Source organism: Klebsiella sp. RC2 (assembly GCF_014192815.1).
Classification (GTDB): Bacteria; Pseudomonadota; Gammaproteobacteria; order Enterobacterales; family Enterobacteriaceae; genus Klebsiella; species Klebsiella variicola.
The window spans coordinates 945,140-961,498 of the sequence record NZ_JACHYL010000002.1 but is presented as its reverse complement, the minus strand read 5'-3'; the positions used below and the strand labels follow the sequence as shown (position 1 = coordinate 961,498).

Here is a 16,359-nt window from a genome sequence, read left to right as displayed (position 1 = left end):
GTAACGCTCCCTTGAGGTTATTTATCCTGCGGCAGGGCGGGTTGCCCTTCATTTACCCAGGTCATGAAGATCCGATAACCGATGGCCAGCAGGGTGGCGCCGAGAAACATACCGAGAATGCCGTTAGAGGCCATTCCGCCGAGGGCGCCCAGCAGCACTACCGGCATTGGTGCGTCGACTCCGCGCCCCAGCAGCAGAGGTTTGAGGACGTTATCGGCCATGCCGGCGACGATCAGCAGGATGGTGTAGAAGATATCCATGCCGGTACTGTGGGTGCCGAGACTCCACATTAGCGCAATGGCCGGGGCCGTCACCAGGATCACCGGCACCTGGGCAATGCCGAGGAGCAGGGCCAGAATAAAGAAGATCCCGACGGCGGGAATGCTGGCCATCAGCATGATCACGCCGACCAGCAGCGCCTGGATCAATGCCACCCCGATGACGCCCTGGGCGACCGCGCGGATGGTGCTGGTGCACAGGCGGGTGAGGGTCACGCCTTTATTTTCATCGGTAATACGGATGGCAATACGCTGGGCGCTGATGGCGCCCGCTGCGCCCCAGGCCATCATAATTCCCGAGACGATAAACGAAATAATAAAGCCAATCAGCCCGCCGCCCATGCTGGCCAAAATACTGAGAAACTGTTTGGCAATGTCGCCGATTTGCGAGCGGTAATTACTGAGCAGTCCCGGGAGATCGACGGAAGCTCTCATCCACAGGGTGCTAAGCCGTTCGCCAATGATCGGTAACGCGGCAATGCGCGAGGAGGGCGGGGGAATGGTAAAGCTCTGGCTGCCCATCTTGTCTATCATGGCGCTGGCGCTTTCCGCCAGCGAGGTGATCATCAGCACCGTGGGGATGACGATCAGTAAAATACCTAACAACACCAGCACCACTGACGCCAGTCCCTGTTTGCCCGCTAACAATCCGGCAAAATATTGATGTAAGGGATAGAGCGCCACGGCGAGGATCAGCGCCCAGAGCATCATATTGATAAAGGGAGAAAAGACGGTAAAACAGAATGAGGCCAGCGCCAGAATAAGCCCAAACCGAATAAACATATCGAGAAAGCGGGTGACCAGCCGTTTTTCAATCAACAGCAGATTATTATTATCCATTTTCTTTTACGCTCACATAATATTCTTACGCCAACGCTCAGCGTTGTTTAACAGAACACGCCAGCAACAGAAAATTCATGATTTACAACGCAGAAGTGAGTTGAAGGTGATCTCCGCCCATTTGGTTGTGGGGTCTTTTAATGAGTGTAGAACAGAAATGAATGGCGCCCGGCAAATATTCTGCGGTGCGCTGGCGGGCGAAATCCCGCTTTCTTTACCTGCTGAATGAGGAAGAAAGCGGAGGGAGATTAACCGAGGGTAAAAGGATCGGCATCGCGCCAGGCGGGAAATTTTTCGCGATATTCCTGGAGGGCAGCCAGCGACAATTCGGCATCAAGACGGGTGGCCTGATGCGGATCGGCAGTGGCGACAATCTCCCCCTGGGGACTGATAATCCGGCTATCGCCGCGGTAATGATGGCCGTTACCGTCAGTACCGACCCGGTTACAGCCGGCGACATAGGCCTGGTTCTCGATAGCGCGGGCGACCAGCAGCGACTGCCAGTGTAGGGAGCGCGGCGCCGGCCAGTTGGCAACATACAGCGCCAAATCATAGTCGTTCAGATTACGCGACCATACCGGAAAGCGCAGGTCGTAACAGACCAGCGGCAGGATACGCCATCCGCGCCATTCAAAGACCACGCGTCGGTCACCAGCCTCATAATGATGGTGTTCATCGGCCATACGGAACAGGTGCCGTTTATCATAATGGTGCACCGTACCGTCGGGCTCGACCAGCAGGAAGCGGTTAACAGCGCCGTGTTCGGTTTGCAGCGCTGCGCTGCCGGCAATCAGCGCCTGGGTTTGCGCGGCCCGGGCATGCATCCACTCCACCACGTCGGCTTCGGGTAAAGACTGTTTTGCCGCTTCCATGGCAAAGCCGGTGGTGAACATCTCCGGTAAAACAATGACATCGCGCCCAATAATCCCTTCCAGTTGGCGATCAAAATGGCGCAGGTTGGCAGGGCCGTCCATCCAGACCAGCGGTTGTTGCAACAGCGTAATTTTCAGGCCAGGCACAATGGTCAACTCCATTCTCATGAGGGGGTTAGGTTAACTGTAACACCATATCAGCCTCGCGGCGGTCAGCGGAATATTTTGTTAAAAAAATGCTACTCACAGAAGCCACGGAGGAGGGGGGACGAAAAAAAGGCGGGGAAAATTCCCCGCCCGGCGTGTGATGTGGTGATTGTTTTATTATGCGGCTTCAACTTTGCGAACTTTTTCCGGCAGCTTTACCGGCTTTGTCGCCAGCTCCTCTGGCGCAAAGTCGTCGACGTTGATGCTGCGCAGGCGACTGTGCTCTGCGCGGGTCAGAATAGCGGCTTCTTCCTGATTTATTAATCCTTTGGCCAGCGCGTTGTGTGCCAGCTCATCCAGACGGGTGAACGGCAGGTTTTTACCCAACTCTTTGCAGATCCGCTGGTGGATAGGATCGGCCGCCATCACTTCCAGCAGCGCCTCTTCCAGCAGACCAACCGGGTTATGCTCGCTCGGCGTCAGGTACTGACCGCGACCGATGCGGGAGCGAGTGGCGCTGGGCACCTGCAGAATTTTAGCGACTTTATGGTCCAGCTTATCCGACGGCGCATGATGATGACGCCCGGTCGGGAAGATGGCCACACGCATCGCACCTGCCACCAGACGGTTGGGGAAGTTTTTCAGCAGATCGTCGATGGCCTGTTCAGCCTGGTGCAGCGCATCCTGCACTCCCCAGTGAACCAGCGGCAGATCGGCTTCATTGCGTCCTTCATCGTCATAGCGTTTCAGCACCGCGGAGGCCAGATACAGCTGGCTTAACACATCCCCCAGACGCGCGGAGATACGTTCGCGACGCTTGAGGCTGCCGCCCAGTACCGCCATCGACACGTCTGACAGCAGCGCGAGGTTGGCACTCAGACGGTTCATTTGCTGATAGTAGCGACGGGTGGCGTCACGGGTCGGCGCGCTGCTGGTGCGTCCGCCGGTCAGGCCCAGCCAGAAACTCCGGACTTTGTTACTGCCGACATGGCCGATGTGTTTGAACAGCAGCTTATCGTAGGCGTTCAGGTCGTTATTCTGCGCGGCGGCCATCTCTTCCAGCACGTAAGGGTGGCAGCGAATAGCCCCCTGACCGAAGATCATCATGCTGCGGGTCAGGATGTTTGCGCCTTCAACGGTGATGGCGATCGGCGCGCCCTGGTAAGCCCGGGCGAGGAAGTTACCTTCGCCCAGCATAATGCCTTTCCCGCCGGTAATATCCATCGCGTCGATAATGGAGCGCTGGCCGCGGTGGGTACAGTGATATTTCACAATCGCGGACAGCACTGCCGGTTTCTCGCCGAGCATAATGCCGTAGGTGATCAGCGACGCCGCGGCGTCCATCACATAGGCGTTACCCGCGATGCGCGCCAGCGCCTCTTCAATCCCTTCCATTTTGCCGATCGAGATTTTGAACTGACGGCGAATGTGGGCGTAGGCGCCGGTCGCCATGGCGACGGATTTCAGGCCGCCGGTGGCGTTGGAAGGCAGGGTAATGCCGCGGCCCACGGACAGACATTCAACCAGCATGCGCCAGCCCTGACCGGCCATGCTCGGGCCGCCGATGATGTAATCGATCGGCACGAAGATATCCTTGCCGCGGGTTGGGCCGTTCTGGAACGGGACGTTCAGCGGGAAGTGGCGACGGCCAATTTCCACGCCCGGCGTTGAGGTGGGGATCAGCGCGCAGGTGATGCCCAGCTCTTCCTCGCCGCCCAGCAAACGGTCCGGGTCAGAGAGTTTGAAGGCCAGCCCCAGCACGGTGGCGATTGGCGCCAGCGTGATATAGCGTTTGTTCCAGGTCAGGCGCATCCCCAGCACCTGTTGACCCTGCCAGTCGCCCATGCACACCACGCCGGTATCCGGAATAGCGCCGGCGTCAGAGCCCGCTTCCGGACTGGTCAGTGCGAAGCAGGGGATTTCCAGGCCGCGCGCCAGACGCGGCAGATAATGATTCTTCTGTTCTTCGGTACCGTAATGCTGCAGCAGTTCGCCCGGGCCCAGCGAGTTCGGGACGCCGACGGTGATCGCCAGGATGCCGGAGACGCCAGAGAGTTTCTGTAGCACTCGTGCCTGAGCGTAAGCGGAGAACTCAAGCCCGCCATACTCTTTCTTGATAATCATCGCGAAGAAGCGGTGCTCTTTCAGATAGGCCCACAGCTCGGGCGGCAGATCGGCCATTTCGTGGGTGATGGCGAAGTCGTTAGCCATCCGGCAGGCCTCTTCCACCGGGCCGTCGAGGAAAGCTTGCTCTTCGGCGGTCAGGCGCGGCTGCGGATAGTTATGCAGCTTGTGCCAGTCCGGGTTGCCGCGGAACAGATCGCCTTCCCACCAGGTGGTGCCGGCGTCGATGGCTTCTTTTTCCGTACGCGACATCGGCGGCATCACCTTGCGGAAAGCGCGAAATGCCGGTGCGGAAATCATCGATTTACGCATGGGGGCAAAGTTGAACGGCAACAGAATAATGGCCAGCGGCAGCAGCAGCCAGATATTCCACACTCCGGCCGCGCCGAGCGCCGCGGTCCAGGCGAGCAAAATCACACTGCTGAGCAGCAGGCTGACCCGGTGATAGAAGAGCGCACCGAGTAAAACGACGGTTGCAACAATACTCAAAATCATCATAGAGAAATGCTCCCTGAGCTTGTAGGAGGTCTGACCACTTGTGATGTATTGGTTGTAGTGCATGCGTTTTTATTTAGCAATGTGTTTACAAAATAATTACAACCTCGCTCACATTGTTGTATGTAAAAGCGGCACATAAAATCAAAAGGGCGGGGGATAACGCTGCCTGCTGCTTCTCGCTTCGGCGGCTATCCGGTACACTGCCAGGGTTATTCCACTCATACTGAAGGATTATCCTCATGTACCAGGATCTTATTCGTAACGAACTGAACGAAGCCGCGGAAACGCTGGCTAACTTTCTGCAGGACGAAGCCAATATCCATGCTATCCAGCGTGCCGCTGTTCTGTTGGCGGATAGCTTTAAGGCGGGTGGGAAAGTGCTGTCCTGTGGTAACGGCGGTTCCCATTGCGATGCGATGCATTTTGCGGAGGAGCTGACCGGTCGTTATCGCGAAAACCGCCCGGGTTACCCGGCCATCGCGATCTCCGACGTCAGCCATCTCTCCTGCGTGAGCAATGATTTTGGCTATGAGTATGTGTTCTCCCGCTATGTTGAATCCGTCGGCCGTGCGGGCGATGTGCTGCTCGGCATCTCCACGTCAGGTAACTCCGGCAACGTGATCAAGGCCATTGAAGCCGCGCGGGCGCAGGGGATGAAAGTGATCACCCTGACCGGTAAAGACGGCGGCAAAATGGCGGGTTCCGCCGACGTTGAAATACGCGTGCCACACTTTGGCTATGCCGACCGCATCCAGGAGATCCACATCAAAGTGATCCATATCCTGATTATGCTGATCGAAAAAGAGATGGTGAAAGGCTAACAGGCAGGCGAGTGTGTACTGTTGACGGCGGCCTCGCTTTGGCGCCGTCGTGATTTGTGAGGGTGAGGTGATCTATGTGCGAACTGCTCGGGATGAGCGCCAATGTGCCAACAGATATCTGTTTTAGCTTTACCGGGCTGGTGCAGCGCGGGGGCGGGACGGGGCCGCATAAAGACGGCTGGGGCATTACCTTCTATGAAGGCAAAGGCTGTCGCACATTCAAAGATCCGCAGCCGAGCTTTCAGTCGCCGATCGCGAAACTGGTCCAGGATTACCCGATTAAGTCCTGTTCCGTCGTCGCCCATATCCGTCAGGCCAATCGCGGGATGGTGGCCCTGGAGAACACCCATCCCTTCACCCGCGAACTGTGGGGGCGCAACTGGACCTATGCGCACAATGGGCAGCTCAAAGGCTATAAATCGCTGAAAACCGGTAATTTCCATCCGGTAGGTGAAACCGACAGTGAAAAAGCGTTTTGCTGGCTGCTGCACCGTTTAACCGAGCGCTATCCGCGCACGCCGGGCAATATGCTGGGCGTTTTCAAGTATATCGCCACCCTGGCGGGTGAACTGCGTGAGAAAGGGGTGTTCAACATGCTGCTGTCGGACGGGCGCTACGTGATGGCGTTCTGCTCGACCAATCTGCACTGGATCACCCGGAGGGCGCCGTTTGGCGTGGCAAAACTGCTGGACCAGGATGTGGAGATCGACTTTCAACGCGAGACCACACCCAACGATGTGGTCACGGTTATCGCCACGCAGCCGCTGACGGCCAATGAAACCTGGCACAAGATCATGCCAGGCGAGTGGGCGTTATTTTGTCTCGGGGAGCGTGTAGTTTGAGGCCAGCTGCGGCTGAACAACCTCGTGGCTGAGCGGCTTGCTTACCACATAGCGGCCGTCGGTCACTGACACAATCGGCGGTTTGTGGGTCTGCTGGAAATAGTCATAGCCAGGCTTAAGCTGTTTCCAGAAATCCGCGTAGTAGGAGTATTTGTGGCGTTCCATATTGGCGTTGGTCATGCGGAACGGATAGATACTCACCTGCACGCTTGGCTGGCCGAAGACTAAGGCGCCGGTCACAAACTGGAAGATCTCATCGATCCCGCTGTCGGTCATGGCGTAGCAGCCGACTGAGACGCAGTCGCCATGGATCATCAGGTATTTCCCTTCATAACCATGGGCGCGATCGTAGGCGTTCGGGAAGCCGATGTTAATGGCTTTATAGAAGCGGCTGTCGGGTTTGAGCTGGCTGCGGGTGACACTATAGAACCCTTCCGGACTCTTGAAATCACCCTGGCGCTGTTTCGGACCCAGGCCACCGGAATAGTTGCAGATCCGATAGCTGTCGAGGAGCTGGTAGGTTTCACCCATTTTGACGTAAAGGTCGAGCATGCGCTCTTCTTTAAAGATCTCAATGTAAACCGGTGAACCCATTAATTGCTGCTTGTATTCTTTGCTAACCGGCGTCGTCGGGCTATTGCTGCTGAGCAGCCCGGCAAATGACACGCACGGCAACAGAAGCATCGCAATAAATAATGCGATTTTGCGCATACTGCTTGTTCCTTGATAAAACAAAATAGCCACATTGCCAGGACGGCAAGAGAGACCCGAAATCAGAGTTTTCTGGATTTAGAGCGCTCACATTAGCATCACGGCATTTTTTCGCAAGGGCGACGTGGCGGCGTTTACAATTCAGCCTCACTTTATAACCCGCTTACGGCGAAAACACAGTCAGAACTTTGCGCAATAGCTCGCATTTTAGAAGCACTTATTGCCCCTCGCGCTACAGCCGCCGCTCACGAAATGTTACACTTGCGCCGGTTCATCACCAGAGTAAGAAAGGAGGCTTCTCTTCCGTCATGAGCGCCACTGGCGCCGTTTCGCCCTTTCTTCTCTGCCATTCTGTCAATAAGCTGGCCCCGGCCTGCGTCGGGGTTGAGGTTACGGATACCTGCTAACGATATGATTAAAATCACGAAAGGGCTGGATTTGCCCATAGCTGGCATGCCATTACAGCAGATCTCTCCTGCGCCAGCGGTGAAGCGCGTCGCGCTACTCGGCGAAGAGTACGTCGGGATGCGTCCCGCTATGGCGGTCAAAGAGGGCGATCGGGTCAAAAAAGGTCAGATCCTGTTCGAAGATAAAAAGACCCCCGGCGTCTACTTTACCGCCCCGGCGAGCGGGGTTGTCAGCGCGATCCACCGCGGTGAACGGCGCGTTTTACAGTCAGTGGTGATTGATATCGAGGGCAATGACGCGGTGGCCTTTACCCGCTACGCCGCGGACGCACTGGCTGAGCTGCCGCGCGACACCGTACAGCAGCAGCTGCTGGCCTCGGGCCTGTGGACGGCGCTACGCACCCGGCCATTCAGTAAAACGCCGCGCCCGGGCAGCGTGCCCGCCGCTATTTTTGTCAACGCCATGGATACCAATCCGCTGGCGGCGGAGCCGCAGCCGATTATTCTGGCCGAGCGTGCCGCCTTTGATGCCGGTCTTACCGTGCTCACGCGTCTGACCGACGGGAAAGTGCACGTCTGCCAGCCCAGCGGCGGCAAGCTGGGCGGCCATCCTGCCGGCCAGGTCTGTTTTAATCAGTTCTCCGGGCCGCACCCGGCGGGGCTGCCGGGAACCCATATTCACTTTCTGGAGCCGGTGAGCCTGAATAAACAGGTCTGGCACCTCAATTATCAGGATGCGATCGCTATCGGTCAGCTTTTCCTTGAAGGTGAGCTGAACTGCGAACGGGTAATTGCGCTCGGCGGCCCGCAGGTGAAGTCGCCGCGGCTGGTCAAAACGACGCTGGGCGCCAGCCTGGACGATCTGCTGGCGGGCGAGCTGGAGGAGGGGGAAAACCGCGTCATTTCCGGCTCGGTACTTAGCGGTACCCGCGCCCACGGCCCCCACGCTTTCCTCGGGCGTTTCCATCTGCAGGTGAGCGTGGTTCGAGAAGGTCGGGAAAAAGAGCTGTTTGGCTGGGTGATGCCGGGCAAAGAGAAGTTCTCGATTACCCGCACTACGCTAGGCCATTTCTTCAAGCGCAAGCGCTTTCATTTCTCCACGGATACTAACGGCGGCGAGCGGGCGATGGTGCCGATCGGCAACTATGAGCGGGTGATGCCGCTGGATATTCTGCCAACCATATTGCTGCGCGATCTGCTGGCCGGCGATAGCGATAGCGCCCAGGCGCTGGGCTGTCTGGAGCTGGATGAAGAAGATCTGGCGCTCTGCACCTACGTTTGTCCGGGCAAATATGAATACGGTCCGGCGCTGCGCAGCGTGTTAACCCAGATTGAGCAGGAAGGATAAGAGATGGGCTTAAAGCACCTGATTGAGAAACTTGAGCCGCATTTCACGCATGGCGGCAAGCTGGAAAAGTATTACCCGCTGTATGAAGCGGCGGCGACCATCTTCTACACGCCGGGGCAGGTGACCCGCGGCGCGGCGCACGTGCGCGACGCCATCGACCTCAAGCGGATGATGATCCTCGTGTGGTTTGCCGTATTCCCGGCGATGTTCTGGGGCATGTACAACGTTGGGCTGCAGACCATTCCGGCGCTGCACAAACTGTACGGCGCCGAACAGCTGCAGCAGGTGATCGCCAACAACTGGCATTACAGCGTCGCCCAGTGGTTAGGGGTCAGCTTCAGCGCTGACGCCGGCTGGCTAAGCATGATGACCCTGGGCGCGGTCTTCTTCCTGCCTATTTACCTCACCGTCTTTATCGTCGGCGGCTTCTGGGAAGTGCTGTTCGCGATTGTGCGCAAACATGAGATCAACGAAGGCTTTTTCGTTACCTCAATTCTCTTCGCGCTGATTGTGCCGCCTACGCTGCCGCTATGGCAGGCGGCGCTGGGGATCTCCTTTGGGGTGGTGATCGCCAAAGAGATTTTCGGCGGTACCGGGCGCAACTTCCTCAACCCGGCGCTGGCGGGGCGCGCGTTCCTGTTCTTCGCCTACCCGGCGCAGATTTCCGGCGATCTCGTGTGGACGGCGGCGGACGGTTTCTCCGGCGCCACGCCGCTCTCCCAGTGGGCCAGCGGCGGCGGTGAAGCGCTGGTTAACGTCGCGACCGGCATCCCGGTGAGCTGGATGGACGCCTTCCTCGGCAACATTCCCGGCTCAATTGGCGAAGTCTCCACGCTGATGATCCTGATCGGCGGCGCGATCATTCTCTTTGGCCGCGTCGCGTCCTGGCGCATCGTCGCCGGGGTGATGATCGGCATGATCGCCACCGCCACCCTGTTTAACGTTATCGGCTCCGATACCAACCCGATGTTCTCGATGCCGTGGTACTGGCATCTGGTGCTCGGCGGCTTTGCCTTCGGCATGATGTTTATGGCGACGGACCCGGTATCCGCCTCGTTTACCGATAAAGGGAAATGGAGTTACGGCGTGCTGATCGGCGTGATGTGCGTGCTGATCCGCGTGGTGAACCCGGCCTATCCGGAAGGGATGATGCTGGCGATCCTCTTCGCCAACCTCTTCGCACCGCTGTTCGATTACCTGGTGGTGCAGGCCAATATTAAGCGGAGGAAGTCGCGTGGCTGAGAAGAAAAGTAACGATAGCATCGGCAAAACGCTGCTGGTGGTGCTGGTGCTTTGTCTGGTCTGCTCCATCGTGGTAGCGGGCTCGGCCGTGGGGCTGAAATCCCGCCAGCAGGCGCAGCGGGCGCTGGATAAACAGCGCAATATCCTGGCCGTCGCCGGCCTGATACAGCCCGGGATGGATGCTGATGCGGTAGCGGAAACCTTCGCGGCGCGCATTTCGCCGCGACTGGTGAATCTGGCGACCGGCGAGCTGCTGGAGAAAGACCCGGCAAAATTTAATCAGGCCCAGGCGCTGAAGGATCCGCAGCAGAGCATCGCGCTGGACGCCAGCCAGGATCCGGCCGGCATTAAGCGGCGTAGCAACCTGGCGGAAATTTATCTGGTGCGCGACGCGCAGCAACAGATTGAGCAGATGGTGCTGCCGATCTACGGCAATGGCCTGTGGTCGATGATGTACGCCTTTGTGGCGCTGGACGTTGATGGCCGCACGGTGAAAGGCATTACTTATTACGATCAGGGGGAAACCCCGGGGCTGGGCGGCGAAGTGGAGAACCCGAACTGGCGCCAGCAGTTTATTGGCAAGCAGGTGCTGGATGACAACGGCATGCCGGCACTCCGGGTGGTGAAAGGCGGCGCGCGCGCCGGTGACCTGCATGCAGTAGACGGTTTATCCGGCGCCACGCTAACGTCTAACGGCGTGCAGCATAGCTTTGATTTCTGGATGGGCGAACTGGGCTTTGGTCCGTTCCTGAAAAAGGTGCGTGAGGGAGGGCTGAATAATGGCTGAACAGAGCGATATGAAAGAGGTGAAGCGCGTGCTGGTGGGGCCGCTTATCGCCAATAACCCCATCGCCCTGCAGGTGCTCGGCGTCTGCTCCGCGCTGGCGGTGACCACCAAACTGGAAACCGCCTTCGTGATGACCATTGCGGTGACGCTGGTGACGGCGTTTTCCAGCATGTTTATCTCGATGATTCGCCACCATATTCCCAATAGCGTGCGCATCATCGTGCAGATGGCGATCATCGCCTCGTTGGTTATCGTGGTGGATCAGCTGCTGCGGGCTTTCGCCTATGAGACCTCTAAGCAGCTGTCGGTGTTCGTCGGGCTTATCATCACCAACTGTATCGTGATGGGGCGTGCCGAAGCTTATGCCATGAAATCGCCGCCGCTGGCCAGCTTTATGGACGGTATTGGCAACGGTCTCGGCTATGGCGCGATCCTGATAATCGTCGGCTTCCTGCGCGAGCTTATCGGCAGCGGCAAGCTGTTCGGTATCACGGTGCTGGAGACGGTGCAGAACGGCGGCTGGTATCAGCCGAACGGCCTGTTCCTGCTGGCGCCGAGCGCCTTCTTCATTATCGGTTTGCTGATCTGGGCCCTGCGTAGCTGGAAGCCTGAGCAGCAGGAAAAGGAGTAATCGATGATGGCTCATTACATTAGCCTGTTTGTCCGCGCGGTGTTCGTTGAGAACATGGCGCTGGCCTTCTTCCTCGGGATGTGTACCTTCCTCGCGGTGTCGAAAAAGGTCTCCACCGCCTTCGGCCTCGGCGTCGCAGTGACGGTGGTGCTGGGTCTTGCTGTGCCAATCAACAACCTGGTCTATAACCTGGTGCTGCGCGACGGCGCGCTGGTGGAAGGCGTAGATCTCAGCTTCCTGAACTTCATCACCTTTATCGGGGTGATTGCGGCGCTGGTGCAGATCCTCGAGATGATCCTCGATAAGTACTTCCCGGCACTCTATAACGCGTTAGGGATCTTCCTGCCGCTTATCGCCGTTAACTGCGCCATTTTCGGCGGCGTGTCGTTCATGGTGCAGCGTGATTACAACTTCCCGGAATCCATCGTCTACGGCTTCGGCTCCGGCATCGGCTGGATGCTGGCGATCGTGGCGATGGCGGGGATCCGCGAAAAAATGAAGTACGCCAATGTGCCCGCCGGCTTGCGCGGGTTAGGGATCACCTTTATCACCACCGGGTTGATGGCGCTGGGCTTTATGTCCTTCTCCGGCGTGCAGCTATAAGGGCGAATAAGTATGGAAATTATTCTTGGCGTCGTGATGTTCACGCTGATTGTGCTGGTGCTGTCGGGGCTTATCCTGGCTGCGCGCTCAAAGCTGGTGAACGCGGGCGACGTGGTTATTGAGATCAATAACGAAGCGGATAAACAGATCCGCACCCCGGCGGGTGACAAACTGCTGAACACACTGTCCAGCAACGGTATCTTCGTCTCTTCCGCCTGCGGCGGCGGCGGCTCCTGCGGCCAGTGTCGGGTGACCATCAAAGAAGGCGGCGGAGATATTCTGCCGACCGAGCTTTCGCATATCACCAAACGCGAAGCCAAAGAAGGGTGCCGCCTGGCCTGCCAGGTGGCGGTGAAGCAGAATATGAAAATTGAGCTGCCGGAAGAGATTTTCGGCGTGAAAAAATGGGAGTGCGAGGTTATCTCTAACGATAACAAAGCCACCTTCATTAAAGAGCTCAAATTACGGGTGCCTGATGGTGAAGCGGTGCCGTTCCGCGCCGGCGGCTATATTCAGATCGAATGCCCGTCGCATAAAGTGGCCTATGCCGACTTTGATATTCCTGATGAATATCGTTCAGACTGGGACAAATTCAATCTGTTCCGCTATGTCTCTGAGGTGAAAGAACCGACCTTGCGCGCCTACTCGATGGCTAACTATCCGGAAGAGAAGGGCATCATTATGCTCAACGTGCGCATCGCGACGCCGCCGCCGAAAGTACCGGATGCGCCGCCGGGGATCATGTCGTCCTATATCTGGTCGCTGAAGCCTGGCGATAAGGTGACGATTTCCGGGCCGTTCGGCGAGTTCTTTGCTAAAGAGACCGACGCTGAGATGGTGTTTATCGGCGGCGGCGCCGGCATGGCGCCGATGCGCTCGCATATCTTTGATCAGCTTAAGCGGCTGCACAGCACGCGCAAAATCAGCTTCTGGTACGGCGCCCGTTCGCTGCGCGAGATGTTCTACGATGATGAGTTCGAGCAGCTGGCGCGCGACAACCCTAACTTTACCTTCCACGTCGCGCTCTCCGATCCGCTGCCGGAAGATAACTGGACCGGGCATACGGGCTTTATCCATAATGTTCTGTATGAAAACTATCTGCGCGACCACCCGGCGCCGGAAGACTGCGAATTCTATATGTGCGGGCCGCCGGTGATGAACGCCGCGGTGATAAAAATGCTCAAAGACCTGGGCGTCGAAGATGAGAACATCATGCTCGACGACTTTGGAGGCTGACGATGCTGACGGTATTTGTCGCGACCTTTGTGATTTTTGCGCTGGTGATCCTCGGTATGTCGCTGGGCTACCTGGTGAAGCGCAAGAGCATTCAGGGCAGCTGCGGCGGGATCTCGTCGCTGGGGCTGGAGAAAGTCTGCGACTGTCCGGAACCGTGTGACGCGCGTAAGAAACGTCTCGCTCGCGAGGCGCAGCGTCAGCAGCGGCGTATTTTGTAATGCCCGGCGGCGCTGCGCATGCCGGACCTGCTGCTTCAGTTTTGTAGGCCGGGTCAGGCGCAGCCGCCACCCGGCATAAAGCGGCTCCGTGCCCGGTGGCGCTGCGCTTGCCGGGTCTGCTGCTTCGGTTTTGTAGGCCGGGTAAGGCGCCAGCCGCCACCCGGCAACAACATGCCAGCAATGTGAGGCCGCTTTCGTGGCCTTTTTAGCCGTTGACTCCCTTACTGCCAGCTTTTCGCCTGTGCCGGAGAATCCACCATCACCCCGTCGGCGCCCAGCTCCTTCGCCGTGCGGTAGTCTTCCGCACTGTTGATGCCGAAGAAAATAATGTGCGCTTTGCCCTGTGAGCGGAAGCAATCCATCGCCTCTTTATCCCAGGTGAGCGTTGCCGGGGAGATCCCTTCGCCAAGGGTAAACTTCTCCACCACCTCGACCTTGCGCTTCAGCTCCAGCCCATACCACTGCTCGCCCTCGTGCTGGCTGCTCAGTTGACACTGGTGGCTGAGTGAAATAGTCGCAAGTTTAGTGCGAGTCTCGCTGCGGGTGACGAAGCGGGGAATAGCCGATGGCAGGGCGGCGATATAGCGGTCATCGGTGGAATAGACCCGCACGCGATCGAGGCTGTCGGTGGCTTTTAACACCGCCAGCAGGCGTTCGCCCATCACCGCCGGTTCGGCATCTGGAGATTTGATATCGATATAGAAAAAAGTGTGCGGCCACTGTTGCAGCACGCTTTGCAGGGTCGGGATCGTGGCCTGCTTACCGCGCCACGGGTGGCTGTCATCCCCCCATTTCCAGCCGGCGTCGACTTTCGCCAGCTCGGCGGCGGTTAAGCTGGAGATCTTACCCTCGGCGTTGGTCAGGGCGGAGAGATCGCTTGAACGGTAGAGTACCGGTACGCCGTCGCGGCTTAACTGCACCGTGACCCAGATGGCCTCAGCGTGGTTCTCCAGCGCCAGTTTAATGGCCGGCAGGGTATTTTCCGGGGCATCGCCGGTACCGCCGCGGTGGGCAATCAGCTGTGGGTTAGCTAAAGCGCTGCTGGTGGCCAGCAGGCAAAGGGCGGTGAGTCGTTTCTTCATGATTGTATCTTTCAGATTAGTTGATTAACGTTATGAAAATAAACATGATTTATTGCACTTTTATGTTGTCAGCGTTTTTTTGACCACCGCAGTAAAAAAAGCATCAAACTGGCGCGCAGTTTTTGCTATGCTGTATGGGTATACAGTGTTGAGTCTGACGATGCGTAAAATTATCCATGTCGATATGGACTGTTTCTTTGCAGCGGTGGAGATGCGCGACAACCCGGCGTTGCGTGATATCCCCCTCGCGATAGGCGGCAGTCGGGTACAGCGTGGCGTGATTAGTACCGCGAACTATCCTGCGCGTAAGTTTGGTGTGCGCAGCGCCATGCCGACGGCGACAGCGCTCAAGCTGTGCCCGCATCTCACGCTGCTTCCCGGCCGCTTCGATGCCTACAAAGAAGCCTCGAATCATATCCGCGAAATTTTCTCCCGCTATACCTCGCGCATTGAGCCGCTGTCGCTGGATGAAGCCTACCTTGACGTCAGCGACAGCGTGCATTGTCACGGGTCGGCCACTCTGATAGCTCAGGAGATCCGCCAGACCATCGAACGGGAGCTGCACCTCACCGCCTCGGCGGGCGTGGCGCCGGTGAAGTTTCTCGCTAAAATCGCTTCAGATATGAATAAACCCAACGGCCAGTTCGTTATCGCTCCCCATCAGGTGGCAGAGTTTGTGCGGGCGCTGCCGCTGGCGAAAATACCCGGTGTCGGAAAGGTGTCGGCGGCGAAGCTGGAAAATATGGGCCTGCGTACCTGTGGCGATGTGCAGAACAGCGATCTGGCCATGCTGCTCAAGCGCTTCGGTAAATTCGGCCGTATTCTGTGGGAGCGCAGCCACGGGATTGATGAGCGGGAAATCCATAACGATCGGCAACGTAAATCGGTGGGTGTGGAGCGGACGTTAGCGGAAGATATCCACGAATGGTCAGCGTGCGAAGCGATTATCGAAAATCTCTATCCCGAACTGGAGCGGCGGCTGGCGAAGGTCAAACCGGACCTGTTGATCGCCCGCCAGGGGATTAAACTGAAATTTAATGACTTCCAGCTGACCACTCAGGAGCACGTCTGGCCGCGGCTGAACAAAGAGGATCTGATTGCCACCGCCCACAAAGCCTGGGATGAGCGGCGCGGCGGACGTGGCGTGCGTCTGGTTGGGCTCCATGTGACGCTGCTCGATCCGCAGCTGGAAAGGCAGCTTTTATTAGGGATTTAACCATGCATATTCGTGCTTACCGCGACAGCGATTTGCCATTGCTCTGCCAGATCTTTCTGCGCGCGGTGCAGGAAACGGCGAGCCGGGACTATACCCCGGCGCAGATTGCGGCCTGGGCGCAGGTGGATGAGATGCGCTGGCGACAAAAGCTGGCTGACTCAGTCGGGCGGGTAGCCGTGGTTAACAATCAACCGGTTGGCTTTATCACCGCCATTGGGACGCATATCGATTTGCTCTTTGTCTCGCCGGATCTCGCCCGGCAGGGTATCGGCGGCGCGCTTATCGAGGCGCTCTGCGCTCAGTATCCTGCGCAAATCCTGACGGTGGACGCCAGCATTACCGCAAAGCCCTGTTTTACGGCCCATGGATTTAAAGTGGTGGCGGAGCAGCGGGTGGCGGCCCGTGGGGAGTGGTTTATTAACTACCGGATGGAAAAACGCGTGGCGCTAAGGTGAT

Annotated in this window: 16 protein-coding genes; 11 read left to right on the top strand and 5 right to left on the bottom strand. The window is 57.8% G+C overall.

Annotation, left to right across the window (positions count from 1 at the left end; genetic code table 11):
- Positions 1 to 17: 17 nt before the first annotated feature.
- From FHW76_RS09485 to fadE, 3 genes are all read right to left on the bottom strand, one after another.
- On the bottom strand, positions 18 to 1,118 hold the full coding sequence (locus FHW76_RS09485) for an AI-2E family transporter (protein ID WP_183476566.1): 1,101 nt from the start codon (positions 1,116 to 1,118) through the stop codon (positions 18 to 20).
- A gap of 248 nt (positions 1,119 to 1,366) precedes the next feature.
- Positions 1,367 to 2,137 (bottom strand): amidohydrolase, encoded by a 771-nt coding sequence (locus FHW76_RS09480; protein ID WP_016160335.1) that lies wholly within the window; start codon positions 2,135 to 2,137, stop codon positions 1,367 to 1,369.
- A gap of 177 nt (positions 2,138 to 2,314) precedes the next feature.
- Positions 2,315 to 4,759 carry an acyl-CoA dehydrogenase FadE gene (gene fadE, locus FHW76_RS09475; protein WP_008805260.1) on the bottom strand — a complete coding sequence of 815 codons (2,445 nt, stop codon included), beginning with the start codon at positions 4,757 to 4,759 and terminating at the stop codon, positions 2,315 to 2,317.
- A gap of 239 nt (positions 4,760 to 4,998) precedes the next feature.
- Between fadE and lpcA the strand changes: the two genes are divergently transcribed.
- Both lpcA and FHW76_RS09465 read left to right on the top strand, forming a co-directional pair.
- Entirely contained in the window at positions 4,999 to 5,580 is a 582-nt protein-coding gene (gene lpcA, locus FHW76_RS09470) for a D-sedoheptulose 7-phosphate isomerase (RefSeq protein ID WP_008805261.1), read from the top strand.
- 74 nt (positions 5,581 to 5,654) lie between these two features.
- The gene (locus tag FHW76_RS09465; protein ID WP_008805262.1) at positions 5,655 to 6,422 is read left to right on the top strand and encodes a class II glutamine amidotransferase; all 768 of its coding nucleotides are present in this window, start codon (positions 5,655 to 5,657) and stop codon (positions 6,420 to 6,422) included.
- Here the strand turns inward: FHW76_RS09465 and dpaA are convergent.
- A complete protein-coding gene (gene dpaA, locus FHW76_RS09460; RefSeq protein ID WP_008805263.1) occupies positions 6,393 to 7,133 on the bottom strand; it encodes a peptidoglycan meso-diaminopimelic acid protein amidase in 741 nt (246 codons plus the stop codon). The two genes, FHW76_RS09465 and dpaA, sit on opposite strands and share 30 nt — an antisense overlap.
- A gap of 411 nt (positions 7,134 to 7,544) precedes the next feature.
- Between dpaA and FHW76_RS09455 the strand changes: the two genes are divergently transcribed.
- From FHW76_RS09455 to nqrM, 7 genes are read left to right on the top strand one after another with little or no spacing between them, the layout of a single operon-like run.
- Positions 7,545 to 8,888, top strand: a complete 1,344-nt coding sequence (locus FHW76_RS09455; RefSeq protein WP_012968886.1) for a Na(+)-translocating NADH-quinone reductase subunit A — start codon at positions 7,545 to 7,547, stop codon at positions 8,886 to 8,888.
- Between the two features lie 3 nt (positions 8,889 to 8,891).
- Positions 8,892 to 10,130 (top strand): NADH:ubiquinone reductase (Na(+)-transporting) subunit B, encoded by a 1,239-nt coding sequence (locus tag FHW76_RS09450; protein ID WP_049009823.1) that lies wholly within the window; start codon positions 8,892 to 8,894, stop codon positions 10,128 to 10,130.
- Complete coding sequence (locus FHW76_RS09445) at positions 10,123 to 10,917, top strand: Na(+)-translocating NADH-quinone reductase subunit C (protein ID WP_008805266.1); 795 nt, start codon at positions 10,123 to 10,125, stop codon at positions 10,915 to 10,917. Before FHW76_RS09450 ends, FHW76_RS09445 begins: the two co-directional genes overlap by 8 nt.
- Positions 10,910 to 11,548: an NADH:ubiquinone reductase (Na(+)-transporting) subunit D gene (locus FHW76_RS09440; protein ID WP_002889716.1), complete on the top strand. Its 639-nt coding sequence runs from the start codon at positions 10,910 to 10,912 to the stop codon at positions 11,546 to 11,548. The genes FHW76_RS09445 and FHW76_RS09440 overlap by 8 nt, the downstream gene beginning before the upstream one ends.
- A gap of 6 nt (positions 11,549 to 11,554) precedes the next feature.
- Positions 11,555 to 12,151: an NADH:ubiquinone reductase (Na(+)-transporting) subunit E gene (nqrE, locus tag FHW76_RS09435; protein ID WP_004177335.1), complete on the top strand. Its 597-nt coding sequence runs from the start codon at positions 11,555 to 11,557 to the stop codon at positions 12,149 to 12,151.
- A gap of 12 nt (positions 12,152 to 12,163) precedes the next feature.
- Entirely contained in the window at positions 12,164 to 13,387 is a 1,224-nt protein-coding gene (gene nqrF / locus FHW76_RS09430; protein ID WP_008805267.1) for an NADH:ubiquinone reductase (Na(+)-transporting) subunit F, read from the top strand.
- A 2-nt stretch (positions 13,388 to 13,389) separates the two neighbouring features.
- Entirely contained in the window at positions 13,390 to 13,605 is a 216-nt protein-coding gene (gene nqrM / locus FHW76_RS09425) for a (Na+)-NQR maturation NqrM (RefSeq protein WP_004204638.1), read from the top strand.
- 221 nt (positions 13,606 to 13,826) lie between these two features.
- Here the strand turns inward: nqrM and FHW76_RS09420 are convergent, their stop codons facing one another.
- Entirely contained in the window at positions 13,827 to 14,687 is an 861-nt protein-coding gene (locus FHW76_RS09420; RefSeq protein WP_183476564.1) for a glycerophosphodiester phosphodiesterase family protein, read from the bottom strand.
- A 160-nt stretch (positions 14,688 to 14,847) separates the two neighbouring features.
- Between FHW76_RS09420 and dinB the strand changes: the two genes are divergently transcribed.
- Together dinB and FHW76_RS09410 are read left to right on the top strand one after the other, a co-directional pair.
- On the top strand, positions 14,848 to 15,903 hold the full coding sequence (gene dinB / locus FHW76_RS09415) for a DNA polymerase IV (RefSeq protein ID WP_008805269.1): 1,056 nt from the start codon (positions 14,848 to 14,850) through the stop codon (positions 15,901 to 15,903).
- A gap of 2 nt (positions 15,904 to 15,905) precedes the next feature.
- Complete coding sequence (locus FHW76_RS09410; RefSeq protein WP_183476563.1) at positions 15,906 to 16,358, top strand: GNAT family N-acetyltransferase; 453 nt, start codon at positions 15,906 to 15,908, stop codon at positions 16,356 to 16,358.
- Position 16,359: the final 1 nt, after the last annotated feature.

Bases quoted from the DNA above. Each gene is read 5' to 3' on its own strand.
- FHW76_RS09485 (WP_183476566.1), bottom strand. From the start codon at position 1,118: ATGGATAATAATAATCTGCTGTTGATTGAAAAACGGCTGGTCACCCGC.
- FHW76_RS09450 (WP_049009823.1), top strand. From the start codon at position 8,892: ATGGGCTTAAAGCACCTGATTGAGAAACTTGAGCCGCATTTCACGCAT.
- dpaA (WP_008805263.1), bottom strand. From the start codon at position 7,133: ATGCGCAAAATCGCATTATTTATTGCGATGCTTCTGTTGCCGTGCGTG.
- FHW76_RS09410 (WP_183476563.1), top strand. From the start codon at position 15,906: ATGCATATTCGTGCTTACCGCGACAGCGATTTGCCATTGCTCTGCCAG.
- dinB (WP_008805269.1), top strand. From the start codon at position 14,848: ATGCGTAAAATTATCCATGTCGATATGGACTGTTTCTTTGCAGCGGTG.
- fadE (WP_008805260.1), bottom strand. From the start codon at position 4,759: ATGATGATTTTGAGTATTGTTGCAACCGTCGTTTTACTCGGTGCGCTC.
- nqrF (WP_008805267.1), top strand. From the start codon at position 12,164: ATGGAAATTATTCTTGGCGTCGTGATGTTCACGCTGATTGTGCTGGTG.
- FHW76_RS09440 (WP_002889716.1), top strand. From the start codon at position 10,910: ATGGCTGAACAGAGCGATATGAAAGAGGTGAAGCGCGTGCTGGTGGGG.
- nqrM (WP_004204638.1), top strand. From the start codon at position 13,390: ATGCTGACGGTATTTGTCGCGACCTTTGTGATTTTTGCGCTGGTGATC.
- FHW76_RS09455 (WP_012968886.1), top strand. From the start codon at position 7,545: ATGATTAAAATCACGAAAGGGCTGGATTTGCCCATAGCTGGCATGCCA.
- FHW76_RS09420 (WP_183476564.1), bottom strand. From the start codon at position 14,687: ATGAAGAAACGACTCACCGCCCTTTGCCTGCTGGCCACCAGCAGCGCT.
- nqrE (WP_004177335.1), top strand. From the start codon at position 11,555: ATGGCTCATTACATTAGCCTGTTTGTCCGCGCGGTGTTCGTTGAGAAC.
- FHW76_RS09465 (WP_008805262.1), top strand. From the start codon at position 5,655: ATGTGCGAACTGCTCGGGATGAGCGCCAATGTGCCAACAGATATCTGT.
- lpcA (WP_008805261.1), top strand. From the start codon at position 4,999: ATGTACCAGGATCTTATTCGTAACGAACTGAACGAAGCCGCGGAAACG.